Below are 14,752 nucleotides of genomic sequence, written 5' to 3' on the forward strand. Positions count from 1 at the left end.
GGGTACGGCACAACCGCCCCGGCGGCTTTCCCGAGGGAAGGCCATCGGGGCCAGTGAAGCGGAGACGAGCAGTGGATCGATCCGAGAAGACCAAGTTGGTCGACTCCCTGCGCGACACGCTGTCCGAGGCAACCTCTGTGGTTGTCACCCAGCAGTCCGGTCTGACCGTGGCTGAGGTGACCGAACTCAGGCGTCGGATGCGTGCGGCAGGGGCCGGCTTCAAGGTGACGAAGAACCGGCTCGCGCGTCTCGCCATTGCCGGTACGAAGTTCGAGGGACTGGGCGACATGCTCACGGGTCCGACGGCGATCGCGCTGTCGAAGGACCCGGTGGCGGCCGCCAAGGTCATCGTCGAGTACGCCAAGCAGAACGACAAGCTGAAGATCGTGGGCGGTGCCTTCGGTAATCAGATTCTCGATATCGATGGCGTCAAGACCCTGGCCTCGCTGCCCTCGATCGAAGAACTGCGCGGCAAGATCGTTGGCATCCTGCAGACCCCGGCCGCACGCATCGTTGGCGTGCTCCAGGCCCCGGGTGGTCAGCTTGCCCGCGTTCTCGCGGCGTATGCCCGGCAGGACGAAGCCGCCTGATCCGAGAGCGAACAAGACCTCAATACCGTTTGGAGACCACCGATGACCGATCTTGCTAAGCTGGTAGACGACCTTTCGGCCCTCACCGTCATCGAGGCGGCCGAGCTGTCCAAGATGCTCGAAGAGAAGTGGGGCGTGTCCGCCGCCGCCCCGGCGGCTGCTGCCGCCGCCCCGGCCGCTGCCGCCGCCGTGGTGGAAGAGCAGACCGAGTTCACCGTGATCCTCGCCGATGCCGGCGAGAAGAAGATCAACGTGATCAAGGAAGTCCGCGCCATCACCAGCCTCGGCCTGAAGGAAGCCAAGGATCTGGTCGAAGCCGCGCCGAAAGCCGTCAAGGAAGGCGTCGGCAAGGACGAGGCCGCGAAGATCAAGAAGCAGCTTGAGGACGCGGGCGCGAAGGTGGAGATCAAGTAAGATCGCTACCCACAGCATATATTACCGGCGTCGGGCCGTTCCTTCGGGGACGGTCCGACGCTGCGAGACAGGCCGGATCGTCGCGGGCCGCGCGATCCGGCTTGGAGCGTTGTTGGGCGCTGGCGACATTTCGTCGACGGTGCTGGTGGCCCCTGGCCTGCGCATGGTGCCCCCGGCACAGGGCGCGGGCAATCTGCTGCATCCGATGCGAGGCTGATCCATGGCGAACACTTTTTCCGGCCGCAAGCGCATCCGCAAGAGCTTCGGGCGCATCTCCGAAGTTGCGCCGATGCCGAACCTGATCGAGGTGCAGAAGAGCTCGTACGATCATTTCCTGCAGATGCATGTCCCCGCGAACGATCGCGGCGACGTCGGCCTGCAGGAGGTGTTCAAGTCGGTCTTCCCGATCAGCGATTTTTCGGACCGGGCGCGCCTGGAATTCGTGCGCTATGAACTGGAGCAGCCGAAATACGACGTCGAGGAGTGCCAGCAGCGGGGGATGACCTTCGCCGCACCCCTCAAGGTCACCCTGCGCCTGGTGGTGTGGGACGTGGACGAGGATTCGGGCCTGCGCTCGATCCGCGACATCAAGGAGCAGGACGTCTACATGGGCGACATGCCCCTGATGACGGCCAATGGCACCTTCGTCATCAACGGCACCGAGCGCGTCATCGTCTCGCAGATGCACCGGTCGCCGGGCGTCTTCTTCGACCATGACAAGGGCAAGACCCACTCGTCGGGCAAGTACCTGTTCGCCGCCCGCGTCATCCCCTATCGCGGCTCCTGGCTCGACTTCGAGTTCGATGCCAAGGACCACGTCTATGTCCGCATCGACCGGCGCCGCAAGCTGCCGGCGACGACGCTGCTGCTGGCGCTCGACAGCAAGGAGACGGACGACCTGCGCACCGAGCGGGCCAAGACCAACCACGGCCTGCTGCCGGGCGAAGCCATCGGCATGTCCAAGGAAGAGGTCCTGGGCGCCTTCTACGGCTCGGTCCTCTTCGCCCGCGTTCCCGGCGGCTGGAAGACGGCATTCGATTCCGAGCGCCTGCGCGGCGTGAAGCTGGTCCAGGACCTGGTCGACGCCGCCACCGGCGCCGTCGTGGCCAAGGCCGGCGACAAGATGACCCCGCGCCTCGGCCGCAAGCTGAAGGACGAGGGCCTGAACGACGTGCTGGTGACGGCCGAGGAGATGAAGGGCCGCTTCATCGCGGGCGACCTCATCAACGAGGCGACGGGCGAAGTGCGCCACGAGGCCGGTGACGAGATCACCGAGGCGATGCTGAACGACATCGACGACCTCGGCATCGACGAGATCTCGACGCTGGCGATCGACAACGTCACCGTCGGCCCGTACATGCGCAACACGCTGATGATCGACAAGAACGCGACCCGCGAGGACGCGCTCATCGACATCTACCGCGTCATGCGCCCGGGCGAGCCGCCGACGCTGGAGACGGCGGAGTCGCTGTTCAACGGCCTGTTCTTCGACATCGAGCGCTACGACCTGTCGCCGGTCGGCCGGGTGAAGATGAACTCGCGCCTGCGGCAGGAGACGCACGACCAGGTCCGCGTCCTGCGCAAGGACGACATCCTGGCGATCCTGCGCGTACTCTGCCGCCTGAAGGACGGCGACGGCGTCATCGACGACATCGACCATCTCGGCAACCGCCGTGTCCGCTCGGTCGGCGAGCTGATGGAGAACCAGTACCGCATCGGCCTGCTGCGCATGGAGCGTGCGATCCGCGAGCGCATGAGCTCGGTCGAGATCGACACGGTCATGCCGCATGACCTGATCAACGCCAAGCCGGCGGCGGCGGCAGTGCGCGAGTTCTTCGGCTCCTCGCAGCTCTCGCAGTTCATGGACCAGACCAACCCGCTGTCGGAGATCACCCACAAGCGCCGCCTGTCGGCGCTTGGCCCGGGCGGCCTGACGCGCGAGCGCGCCGGCTTCGAGGTGCGCGACGTGCATCCGACGCATTACGGCCGCATCTGCCCGATTGAGACGCCCGAAGGCCCGAACATCGGCCTGATCAACTCGCTCGCCACCTTTGCCCGCGTCAACCAGTACGGCTTCATCGAGACGCCGTACCGCAAGGGGCAGGATGGCAGGGTGACGGCCGAGGTCGTCTACCTGTCGGCGATGGACGAGGGCGACTACACGGTCGCCCAGGCCAACTCGACGATCGACGAGGAAGGCCGCTTCACCCAGGACCTGATCTCGTGCCGCAAGGGCGGCGAGTTCGTGATGTCGCGGTCCGAGGACATCACGCTGGCCGACGTGTCGCCCAAGCAGCTGGTGTCGGTGGCGGCCGCCCTCATCCCGTTCCTGGAGAACGACGACGCCAACCGCGCGCTCATGGGCTCGAACATGCAGCGCCAGGCCGTTCCGCTGATCCGCGCCGATGCGCCGATCATCGGCACCGGCATGGAAGCGCGCGTGGCCCGTGACAGCGGCGTGGCGATCGCCGCCCGGCGCTCGGGCATGGTCGACCAGGTGGATGCCACCCGCATCGTCGTGCGGGCGTCGGACATCGAGTCGAGCTCCGCCCCCGGCGTCGACATCTACAACCTGCTGAAGTTCCAGCGCTCGAACCAGAACACCTGCATCACCCAGCGCCCGCTGGTGATGGTGGGCGATCAGGTGAAGGCCGGCGACATCATCGCCGACGGCCCCTCGACGCAACTGGGCGAGCTGGCGCTGGGCCGGAACGTGCTCGTCGCGTTCATGCCCTGGAACGGCTACAACTTCGAAGATTCGATCCTGATTTCCGAGCGGATCGTGTCCGACGACGTCTTCACCTCGATCCATATCGAAGAGTTCGAGGTGATGGCCCGCGACACGAAGCTGGGCCAGGAGGAAATCACCCGCGACATCCCGAACGTCGGCGAAGAGGCCCTCAAGAACCTCGACGAGGCGGGCATCGTCTATATCGGCGCCGAGGTCCGGCCGGGCGACATCCTGGTCGGCAAGGTGACGCCCAAGGGCGAATCGCCGATGACGCCGGAAGAGAAGCTGCTGCGCGCCATCTTCGGCGAGAAGGCGTCCGACGTGCGCGACACCTCGCTGCGGCTGCCGCCCGGCGTGGTCGGCACGATCGTCGAGGTCCGCGTCTTCTCCCGCCGCGGCGTCGACAAGGACGAGCGCGCGCTGGCGATCGAGCGCTCGGAAATCGAGCGCCTGGCCAAGGACCGCGACGACGAGCGCGCGATCCTGGAGCGCAGCTTCTATGGCCGCCTGCAGGAACTGCTGATCGGCGAGACGGCGGCGAGCGGCCCCAAGGGCTTCAAGTCGGGCGTCGAGATCACGGCCGAGATGCTGGAGCCGGTGCAGCGCGGGCTGTGGCGCCAGATCGTGCTGACCTCGGACAAGGTGATGGTCGATGTCGAGGGGCTGAAGAAGTCCTTCGACGAGAGCATCGCCCGCCTCCAGGGCCGCTTCGAGGACAAGGTCGAGAAGCTGCAGCGCGGCGACGAGCTGCCGCCCGGCGTCATGAAGATGGTCAAGGTCTTCGTGGCGGTGAAGCGCAAGCTGCAGCCCGGCGACAAGATGGCCGGCCGGCACGGCAACAAGGGCGTCATCTCGCGCATCATGCCGTCGGAGGACATGCCCTATCTCGAGGACGGTCAGCCGGTCGACATCGTGCTGAACCCGCTGGGCGTGCCGTCGCGCATGAATGTCGGGCAGATCCTGGAGACGCATCTGGGCTGGGCCGCGTCTGGCCTGGGCCGGCAGATCGGCGACGCGCTCGACCGGGTCCAGCGTGAGCTGGCCGACCCGTCCAAGGCCAAGACGGCGGATTCGATCACGGCCCTTCGCGCCAAGCTCGAGGACGTCTACGGCAAGGCCACCTATGACGACCAGATCGGCGGCTTGGTCGACGAGGAGGTCATGGAGCTGGCCAGCCACCTGCGCAACGGCCTGCCGGTGGCCACGCCCGTGTTCGACGGCGCCCGCGAGGACGACATCGTCGAGATGCTGGAGAAGGCCGGCCTGTCCCATTCGGGCCAGGTCCGCCTGACCGACGGGCGCACGGGCGAGCAGTTCGACCGTGAAGTCACGGTCGGCTATATCTATATGTTGAAGCTGCACCATCTCGTGGACGACAAGATCCACGCCCGCTCGATCGGCCCGTACAGCCTGGTCACCCAGCAGCCGCTGGGCGGCAAGGCCCAGTTCGGCGGCCAGCGGTTCGGCGAGATGGAGGTGTGGGCGCTCGAAGCGTACGGTGCGGCCTACACCTTGCAGGAAATGTTGACGGTCAAGTCGGACGACGTGTCCGGCCGTACCAAGGTCTACGAGGCGATCGTCCGCGGGGACGACAACTTCGAGGCGGGCATCCCGGAATCCTTCAACGTGCTGGTGAAGGAACTCCGGTCGCTCGGCCTCAACGTAGAGCTGAACCAGAAGAGCTACTGACCGGACCGAGGTCAGCCCCGGGGCCGCATCGGTCCCGGGGCGCTATCGGCGCTTCCGGCATGCCGGCGGACCCCAGGGTCCCGCGGCTGCCAGGTTAGAGAAAAGGGATGGTCATGAACGAGCTGATGAACATCTTCGGCCAGCCGAGCGGCCCCCAGAGTTTCGATCAGATCCAGATCTCGATCGCGAGCCCTGAGCGGATCCGTTCCTGGTCGTTCGGCGAGATCAAGAAGCCGGAGACCATCAACTACCGCACCTTCAAGCCGGAGCGGGACGGGCTGTTCTGCGCCCGCATCTTCGGCCCGATCAAGGACTACGAGTGCTTGTGCGGCAAGTACAAGCGCATGAAGTATCGCGGCATCATCTGCGAGAAGTGCGGCGTCGAGGTCACGCTGTCGAAGGTCCGGCGCGAGCGCATGGGCCATATCGAGCTGGCCTCGCCCGTCGCCCACATCTGGTTCCTGAAGTCGCTGCCGAGCCGCATCGGCCTGCTGCTCGACATGACGCTGAAGGACCTGGAGCGGGTCCTCTATTTCGAGAACTACGTCGTCATCGAGCCGGGCCTGACGCCGCTGAAGCTGCATCAGTTGCTGTCCGAGGACGAGTTCTACCGCTACCAGGACGATTTCGGCGAGGACGCCTTCACCGCCAAGATCGGCGCCGAGGCGCTGAAGGCGATGCTGTCGGCGATCGACCTGCAGCCCGAGCAGGAGAAGCTGCGCGGCGACCTGCGCGACACGACCTCCGAGGCCAAGCGCAAGAAGCTGGTCAAGCGGCTGAAGCTGATCGACGCCTTCCTCCAGTCCGGCAGCCGGCCGGAATGGATGATCCTGGACGTCGTGCCGGTCATCCCGCCCGAGCTGCGCCCGCTGGTGCCGCTCGACGGTGGCCGCTTCGCCACGTCGGACCTGAACGACCTCTATCGCCGCGTCATCAACCGCAACAACCGCCTGAAGCGACTGATCGAGCTACGCGCGCCCGACATCATCGTGCGCAACGAGAAGCGCATGCTGCAGGAGGCGGTCGACGCCCTCTTCGACAACGGCCGCCGCGGCCGCGTCATCACCGGCGCCAACAAGCGGCCGCTGAAGTCGCTGTCCGACATGCTGAAGGGCAAGCAGGGCCGCTTCCGCCAGAACCTGCTCGGCAAGCGCGTCGACTATTCCGGCCGTTCGGTCATCGTCGTGGGGCCTGAGCTGAAGCTGCACCAGTGCGGCCTGCCCAAGAAGATGGCGCTGGAGCTGTTCAAGCCCTTCATCTACTCCAAGCTCGAGCTGCGCGGCCTGGCCACCACCATCAAGGCGGCCAAGCGCATGGTGGAGAAGGAGCGGCCGGAGGTCTGGGACATCCTGGAAGAGGTGATCCGCGAGCATCCGGTCATGCTGAACCGGGCGCCGACGCTGCATCGTCTCGGCATCCAGGCGTTCGAGCCGGTTCTCATCGAGGGCAAGGCGATCCAGCTGCACCCGCTGGTCTGCACCGCCTTCAACGCGGACTTCGACGGCGACCAGATGGCGGTGCACGTGCCGCTGTCGCTGGAAGCCCAGCTTGAAGCCCGCGTCCTGATGATGTCGACCAACAACATCCTGTCGCCCGCCAACGGCAAGCCGATCATCGTGCCGTCGCAGGATATCGTGCTCGGCCTCTACTACATCACCATGGAGCGCGACGCCGACCCGGGCGAGGGCATGGCCTTCAGCACGGTGGCCGAGATCCAGCAGGCGCTCGACGCCAAGGCCGTGACGCTGCACGCCAAGGTGCAGTGCCGCTACCACACGGTCGACAAGGACAACAAGCCGATCACGGTGCGGGTCACGACCACGCCCGGCCGCATGCTGCTGTCCGAGATCCTGCCGCGCAACCCGGCGATCAGCTTCGAGCTGATCAACCGCGTGTTGACGAAGAAGGAAATCACCAACGTCATCGACATGGTCTACCGTCACTGCGGGCAGAAGGAGACGGTGATCTTCTGCGACCGGCTGATGTCGCTGGGCTTCGGGCATGCCTGCCGTGCCGGCATCTCGTTCGGCAAGGACGACCTCGTCGTGCCGAAGGAGAAGGTCGAGCTGGTGCGCGACGCCGAGGACAAGGTGAAGGAGTACGAGCAGCAGTATCTCGACGGCCTCATCACCCAGGGCGAGAAGTACAACAAGGTCGTCGACGTCTGGTCGTCCTGCACCGAGAAGGTGGCGGACGCGATGATGAAGGAGATCTCGCGCCCCAGCGGCAAGATCAACGCGGTCTACATGATGGCGCATTCCGGCGCCCGTGGCTCGGCCGCCCAGATCAAGCAGCTGGCCGGCATGCGCGGCCTCATGGCCAAGCCGTCGGGCGAGATCATCGAGACGCCGATCATCTCGAACTTCAAGGAAGGCCTGACGGTGCTGGAGTACTTCAACTCCACGCACGGCGCCCGCAAGGGCCTGGCCGACACGGCGCTGAAGACGGCCAACTCCGGCTATCTGACGCGCCGCCTGGTCGACGTGGCCCAGGACGCCATCATCATCGAGGAGGATTGCGGGACGCAGCGCGGCCTGACGGTCACCCCGGTGGTCGACGGCGGCGAGGTCATCGCGCCCCTGTCCGAGCGCATCCTCGGCCGCACCGCCTCGCACGCGGTGATGGATCCACTGACGGGCCGCGAACTGGCCCCTCCGGGTGGTCTCCTCGACGAGGAGATGGTCGAGAAGATCGAGCGTGCCGGCATCGACTCCATCGGCATCCGCTCGGTGCTGACCTGCGAGACCAAGGGCGGCGTCTGCGGCAAGTGCTACGGCCGTGACCTGGCCCGCGGCACGGTGGTCAACATCGGCGAGGCCGTGGGCGTGATCGCCGCCCAGTCGATCGGCGAGCCCGGCACCCAGCTCACCATGCGCACCTTCCACATCGGCGGTGCGGTGCAGCGCGGTGCCGAGCAGTCCAGCATCGAGGCGGCGTTCGACTCCGTCGTGCGGGTCAAGAACCGCAACGTCGTGGTCAACAGCCTGGGCGTCATGATCGTCATGAGCCGGAACACCGAGATCGTGCTGGCCGACGAGGCCGGTCGCGAGCGCGCCCGTCACAAGGTGCCCTACGGTGCCAAGCTGCTCATCGACGAGGGCACCGCGGTCACCAAGGGCCAGAAGATCGCCGACTGGGATCCCTACACGATCCCGATCATCACCGAGCGCAACGGCACCGCCCACTATGTCGACCTGGTCGAGGGCGTGTCGATCCGCGAGGTGGTGGACGAGGCGACGGGCATCTCGTCCAAGGTCGTCGTCGACTGGAAGCAGCAACCCCGCGGCAACGACCTGCGCCCGCGCATCGTGCTGCGCGACAATCGCGGCGAGGCGCTGACGCTGGCGAGCGGCGTCGAGGCCCGCTACTTCATGTCGGTCGACGCCATCCTCAGCATCGAGAATGGTGCCGAGGTCCAGGCCGGCGACGTGGTCGCCCGCATCCCGCGGGAATCGTCCAAGACGCGCGACATCACCGGCGGTCTGCCGCGGGTGGCCGAGCTGTTCGAGGCACGTCGCCCCAAGGACTTCGCGATCATCAGCGAGATCGACGGCCGGGTGGAGTTCGGCAAGGACTACAAGACCAAGCGCCGCATCGTCGTCGTCCCGGCGGATGCCGAGGCGGGCGGCCCGCGGGAATACATGATCCCCAAGGGCAAGCACATCAGCGTCCAGGAAGGCGACTTCGTGGCCAAGGGCGACCTGCTGATGGACGGCAACCCGGTGCCCCATGACATCCTCAACGTCATGGGCGTCGAGGCGCTGTCGGAATACCTGACCAACGAGATCCAGGACGTCTATCGGCTCCAGGGCGTGAAGATCAACGACAAGCACATCGAGGTGATCGTCCGCCAGATGCTCCAGAAGATGGAGATCATGGATGGCGGCGAGACCACCTTCCTGGTGGGCGAGCAGGTCGACCGCGAGGAGTTCGCGGCCGAGAACGCCAAGGTGGAGGAAGCGGGCGGCCGGCCGGCGAAGGCCAAGCCGGTGCTCCAGGGCATCACCAAGGCATCGCTGCAGACCAACTCGTTCATCTCGGCCGCTTCGTTCCAGGAGACCACCCGCGTCCTCACCGAGGCGGCCGTCTCCGGCAAGATCGACAGCCTGGCCGGCCTGAAGGAGAACGTGATCGTCGGCCGCCTGATCCCGGCCGGCACCGGCAGCGTCGTCAATCGCCTGCGCAAGATCGCAGCCGAGCGCGACCGGGTGATCCTGGCGGGCGACGGTGGCCAGCCGACCGCCCTGCCGGCCGAGCCGCCGCAGGCCCGCTCGGCCTGAGCCGTCGGGCATCGGCATAGAACGGCCTCGAACATCGGGCCGCCGCAGGTTGCGGCGGCCCGATTGCTTTGCGGGCCTTCGATTCGCGATCTGGGGACTTCCATTCGCCCGAGCGCTGCGACTATATATTGCCCCTGGACACGGGCTGGCCCGCACCGGCCGCGCAATCTTGCTTCGCGCGGGACCGGTGGAGCGATCCATCCGTTGCGTTTCGCCCGCACGTTGCCCCGCTTGAGGCAGTATTCGGGGCCAAACGCGGAATCGGCCGAACGCGCGCTTGACGCCACCAGAGTCGATCAATAGTATCCGCGAACCTTCGGGGGACGGCGGTAGGGGTACAACCTAGACGCGCCTCTGTTTCGGAAGGCCGTTTCGACGGAGACGCGCGCCGCTTCGGCGGCGCTTTTTCCGTGCCAGAACAATTGCTTCTGCCACGTTTGTTTCGACCCGAGTGGGAAGGGTAGCGTTCGGATGCCGACGATCAACCAGCTCATCCGCAAGCCGCGGCAGGCACAGCGGGCGCACGATAAGGTGCCGGCCCTGGAAGAGTGCCCGCAGAAGCGCGGCGTTTGCACGCGTGTCTACACGACGACCCCGAAGAAGCCCAATTCGGCCTTGCGCAAGGTGGCTCGTGTCCGCCTGACCAACAGCTTCGAGGTCACGAGCTACATCCCGGGCGAAGGCCACAACCTGCAGGAACATTCGGTCGTAATGATCCGCGGTGGCCGCGTGAAGGATCTTCCCGGCGTCCGCTATCACATCATTCGCGGCACGCTCGATACGCAGGGCGTGAAGGATCGGCGCCAGCGCCGGTCGAAGTACGGCGCGAAGCGCCCCAAGTAAGTCGGAGTCCAAGCCATGTCGCGCCGCCGCGCCGCTGACAAGCGTGAGGTTCTCCCGGACGCCAAGTTCGGGGACATCATCCTCACCAAGTTCATCAACTGCCTGATGTACCACGGGAAGAAGTCGACCGCGGAAGCGATCGTCTATGACGCCCTGGACCGGGTTTCCAAGCGTGCGGGCGGCCAGGAGCCGGTTCGCATGTTCCACGATGCGCTGGGCAATGTCCGTCCATCGGTCGAGGTCCGGTCCCGTCGTGTCGGCGGCGCCACCTACCAGGTGCCGGTCGAAGTCCGGGCGGAGCGTAGCCAGGCGCTGGCGATCCGCTGGATCATCTCGGCTTCGCGTTCCCGGTCGGAGAACACGATGCAGGAGCGCCTGTCGGGCGAGCTGCTCGATGCGGCCAACAATCGCGGCTCGGCGGTGAAGAAGCGGGAAGACACCCACCGCATGGCGGACGCCAACAAGGCGTTCTCCCACTACCGCTGGTAATCCTCTCGGCGCCCGGAGCACTTCGTCATGTCTCGCACGACCCCCCTCGATCGCTACCGCAACATCGGCATCATGGCCCACATTGATGCCGGTAAGACGACGACGACCGAGCGGATTCTGTACTACACCGGGCGCTCCTACAAGATTGGCGAGGTCCATGAGGGCACCGCCACGATGGACTGGATGGAGCAGGAGCAGGAGCGCGGCATCACCATTGCGTCGGCCGCGACGACCTGCTTTTGGCGCGACCATCGCATCAACATCATCGACACCCCCGGCCACGTCGACTTCACCATCGAGGTCGAGCGTTCGCTGCGCGTGCTGGACGGCGCCGTCACGGTGTTCGACAGCGTCGCCGGCGTCGAGCCGCAGTCCGAGACGGTGTGGCGCCAGGCCGACAAGTACAACGTGCCGCGCATCTGTTTCGTCAACAAGATGGACCGCATCGGCGCCAACTTCACGCGCTGCGTCGACATGATGGTCGACCGTCTGGGCACCCGCCCGATGGTCATCCAGCTGCCGATCGGCGTCGAGAGCGACTTCGTCGGCATCGTCGATCTGGTCCGCATGAACGCGATCGTCTGGCGCGACGAGAGCCTGGGCGCGCAGTTCGACATCGTCGAGATCCCGGCCGACATGGCCGACGAGGCCGCCGACTACCGCTCGAAGCTGGTCGAGATGGCGGTCGAGATGGACGACGTCGCGCTCGAGGCCTATCTCGGCGGCGAGGAGCCCAGCGTCGAGACGCTGATCGCGTGCATCCGCAAGGGCGTCACGGTCAGCGCCTTCGTGCCGGTCCTGTGCGGCTCGGCCTTCAAGAACAAGGGCGTGCAGCCGCTGCTGGATGCCGTCATCGACTTCCTGCCGGCGCCGACCGACGTCGAGGCGATCAAGGGCGTGAAGGTCGGCAGCGACGATCCGATCGAGCGCAAGAGCTCGGACGACGAGCCCTTCTCGGGCCTCGCCTTCAAGATCATGACCGATCCCTTCGTGGGCTCGCTCACCTTCGTGCGTGTCTATTCGGGCGTGCTGAACACGGGCTCGATGGTCCTCAACACCGTGAAGGACAATCGGGAGCGGGTGGGCCGCATGCTGCTGATGCATGCCAACCATCGCGAAGACACCAAGGAAGCCCGTGCCGGCGACATCGTGGCGCTGGCCGGCCTGAAGGCGACGACGACCGGCGACACGCTGTGCGACCCGGCCGCCCCGGTGATCCTGGAGCGGATGGAGTTCCCCGAGCCGGTCATCGAGATCGCGGTCGAGCCGAAGACCAAGACCGACCAGGAGAAGATGGGCCAGGCGCTGGGCCGGCTGGCGCAGGAGGATCCGTCCTTCCGCGTGGCGGTCGACCATGAGAGCGGCCAGACGATCATCAAGGGGATGGGCGAGCTCCATCTCGAGATCATCGTCGATCGCATGAAGCGCGAGTTCAAGGTCGACGCCAACATCGGCGCGCCGCAGGTGGCCTATCGCGAGACGATCACCCGCACGGGCGAAGTCGACTACACCCACAAGAAGCAGACGGGCGGTTCGGGCCAGTATGCCCGCATCAAGCTGCGCTTCGAGCCGCTGCCCCCCGGTTCGGGCTTCGTGTTCGAGAACGAGACGGTCGGCGGCGTGGTGCCCAAGGAATTCGTCCCCGGCGTGCAGAAGGGCCTGAAGTCTTCGGTCGACACGGGCGTGATCGCCGGCTTCCCGGTCATCGACTTCAAGGCCGCCCTGATCGACGGCGCCTACCATGACGTGGACTCCAGCGTGCTGGCGTTCGAAATCGCCGCCCGCGCCGCCTTCAAGGAGGGCCTGCCGAAGTGCAGCCCCAAGCTGCTCGAGCCGGTGATGCGGGTCGAGGTGGTGACGCCGGAAGACTACATGGGCGACGTGATCGGCGATCTGAACAGCCGTCGCGGCCAGGTGACCGGCATGGACCAGCGCGGCAATGCCCGCGTCGTCCAGGCGATGGTGCCGCTGGCCAACATGTTCGGCTACGTCAACACGCTGCGCTCGATGAGCCAGGGCCGCGCCCAGTACACGATGCATTTCGACCATTACGAGCAGGTACCGCAGGCCGTCGCCGACGAAGTTCGCGCGAAGATGGCCTGACCGCACGCTGCTTCAGACCTAGCCCAACAGAACCCACCAGGAAGAGAGATCGGAGCACACTCCCATGTCCAAGGCGAAATTTCAGCGGAACAAGCCGCATTGCAACATTGGGACGATTGGGCACGTTGATCACGGCAAGACGTCGCTGACGGCTGCGATCACGAAGATCCTGGCGGAGACGGGCGGGGCGACGTTCACGGCGTACGACCAGATCGACAAGGCACCGGAAGAGCGGGCGCGCGGCATCACGATCTCGACGGCGCATGTGGAGTACGAGACGGAGAACCGTCACTACGCGCATGTCGACTGCCCTGGCCACGCGGATTATGTGAAGAACATGATCACGGGTGCGGCGCAGATGGACGGCGGCATCCTGGTGGTGTCGGCGGCCGACGGCCCGATGCCGCAGACGCGCGAGCACATCCTGCTGGCGCGCCAAGTCGGCGTGCCGTCGCTGGTGGTGTTCATGAACAAGGTCGACATGGTCGACGACCCGGAGCTGCTGGACCTGGTGGAGCTCGAGGTTCGCGAGCTGCTGTCGTCCTACAACTTCCCGGGCGACGACATCCCGGTGGTGCGCGGCTCGGCGCTGATGGCGCTGGAAGACAAGCAGCCGGAGATCGGCCGCAACGCGATCCTGGAGCTGATGAAGGCGGTCGACGCCTACATCCCGCAGCCGGAGCGCCCGAAGGACCGTCCGTTCCTGATGCCGATCGAGGACGTGTTCTCGATCTCGGGCCGCGGCACGGTGGTGACGGGCCGCGTCGAGCGCGGCATCGTGAAGGTGGGCGAGGAAATCGAGATCGTCGGGCTGAAGCCGACGGTGAAGACGGTGGTGACGGGCGTCGAGATGTTCCGCAAGCTGCTGGACAGCGGCGAGGCGGGCGACAACATCGGCGCGCTGCTGCGCGGCATCAAGCGCGAGGACGTGGAGCGCGGCCAGGTTCTGGCCGCACCCGGCTCGATCACGCCGCACACGAAGTTCGAGGCCGAGGCCTACATCCTGACGAAGGAAGAGGGCGGCCGTCACACGCCGTTCTTCACCAACTATCGCCCGCAGTTCTACTTCCGCACGACGGACGTGACGGGCATGGTGCATCTTCCGGAAGGCACGGAGATGGTGATGCCGGGCGACAACGTCTCGATGCAGGTCGAGCTGATCGCCCCGATCGCCATGGACGAAGGCCTGCGCTTCGCCATCCGCGAAGGCGGCCGTACCGTCGGCGCCGGCGTCGTCGCCAAGATCATCGCCTGAGCGGCAGGCAGCCGACAACAAGGCGTTCGCGCCGAACAGGTCATATCCCATGGACAGCCAGAACATTCGCATCCGCCTTCGGGCCTACGATCACCGCATCCTCGACCAGTCGACGAGCGAGATCGTCAACACGGCGAAGCGGACCGGGGCGCGCGTGCGCGGCCCGATCCCGCTGCCGACGCGGTTCGAACGCTTCACCGTCAACCGCTCGCCGCACATCGACAAGAAGTCGCGCGAGCAGTTTGAGATCCGCACCCACAAGCGGGTGATCGACATCGTCGACCCGACGCCGCAGACCGTGGACGCGCTGATGAAGCTCGACCTCGCCGCGGGCGTCGACGTCGAGATCAAGCTCTGA

9 protein-coding genes are annotated in these 14,752 nt (G+C 66.0%); all 9 read left to right on the top strand.

All coding sequences use genetic code 11. The features are described 5' to 3' along the window. Positions 1–71 precede the first annotated feature (71 nt). Positions 72–590: a 50S ribosomal protein L10 gene (gene rplJ / locus STVA_RS04175; protein WP_123687739.1), complete on the top strand. Its 519-nt coding sequence runs from the start codon at positions 72–74 to the stop codon at positions 588–590. Between the two features lie 42 nt (positions 591–632). Then, on the top strand, positions 633–1,004 hold the full coding sequence (gene rplL / locus STVA_RS04180) for a 50S ribosomal protein L7/L12 (protein WP_123687738.1): 372 nt from the start codon (positions 633–635) through the stop codon (positions 1,002–1,004). Positions 1,005–1,224: 220 nt separating this feature from the next. Continuing rightward, entirely contained in the window at positions 1,225–5,424 is a 4,200-nt protein-coding gene (gene rpoB, locus STVA_RS04185; protein WP_123687737.1) for a DNA-directed RNA polymerase subunit beta, read from the top strand. A 113-nt stretch (positions 5,425–5,537) separates the two neighbouring features. Further along, positions 5,538–9,704, top strand: coding sequence for a DNA-directed RNA polymerase subunit beta' (gene rpoC / locus STVA_RS04190; protein WP_123687736.1), 4,167 nt, complete (start codon positions 5,538–5,540; stop codon positions 9,702–9,704). Between the two features lie 471 nt (positions 9,705–10,175). Further along, the gene (rpsL, locus tag STVA_RS04195) at positions 10,176–10,547 is read left to right on the top strand and encodes a 30S ribosomal protein S12 (protein WP_123687735.1); all 372 of its coding nucleotides are present in this window, start codon (positions 10,176–10,178) and stop codon (positions 10,545–10,547) included. 15 nt (positions 10,548–10,562) lie between these two features. After that, positions 10,563–11,036, top strand: a complete 474-nt coding sequence (gene rpsG, locus STVA_RS04200; protein WP_123687734.1) for a 30S ribosomal protein S7 — start codon at positions 10,563–10,565, stop codon at positions 11,034–11,036. Positions 11,037–11,063: 27 nt separating this feature from the next. Next, positions 11,064–13,139, top strand: coding sequence for an elongation factor G (gene fusA / locus STVA_RS04205; protein WP_142235649.1), 2,076 nt, complete (start codon positions 11,064–11,066; stop codon positions 13,137–13,139). 64 nt (positions 13,140–13,203) lie between these two features. Continuing rightward, a complete protein-coding gene (gene tuf / locus STVA_RS04210) occupies positions 13,204–14,394 on the top strand; it encodes an elongation factor Tu (protein ID WP_142235648.1) in 1,191 nt (396 codons plus the stop codon). A 49-nt stretch (positions 14,395–14,443) separates the two neighbouring features. Beyond that, the gene (gene rpsJ, locus STVA_RS04215; protein ID WP_123689815.1) at positions 14,444–14,752 is read left to right on the top strand and encodes a 30S ribosomal protein S10; all 309 of its coding nucleotides are present in this window, start codon (positions 14,444–14,446) and stop codon (positions 14,750–14,752) included.

The organism is Stella humosa, from assembly GCF_006738645.1.
Taxonomy (GTDB): Bacteria; Pseudomonadota; Alphaproteobacteria; order ATCC43930; family Allostellaceae; genus Allostella; species Allostella humosa.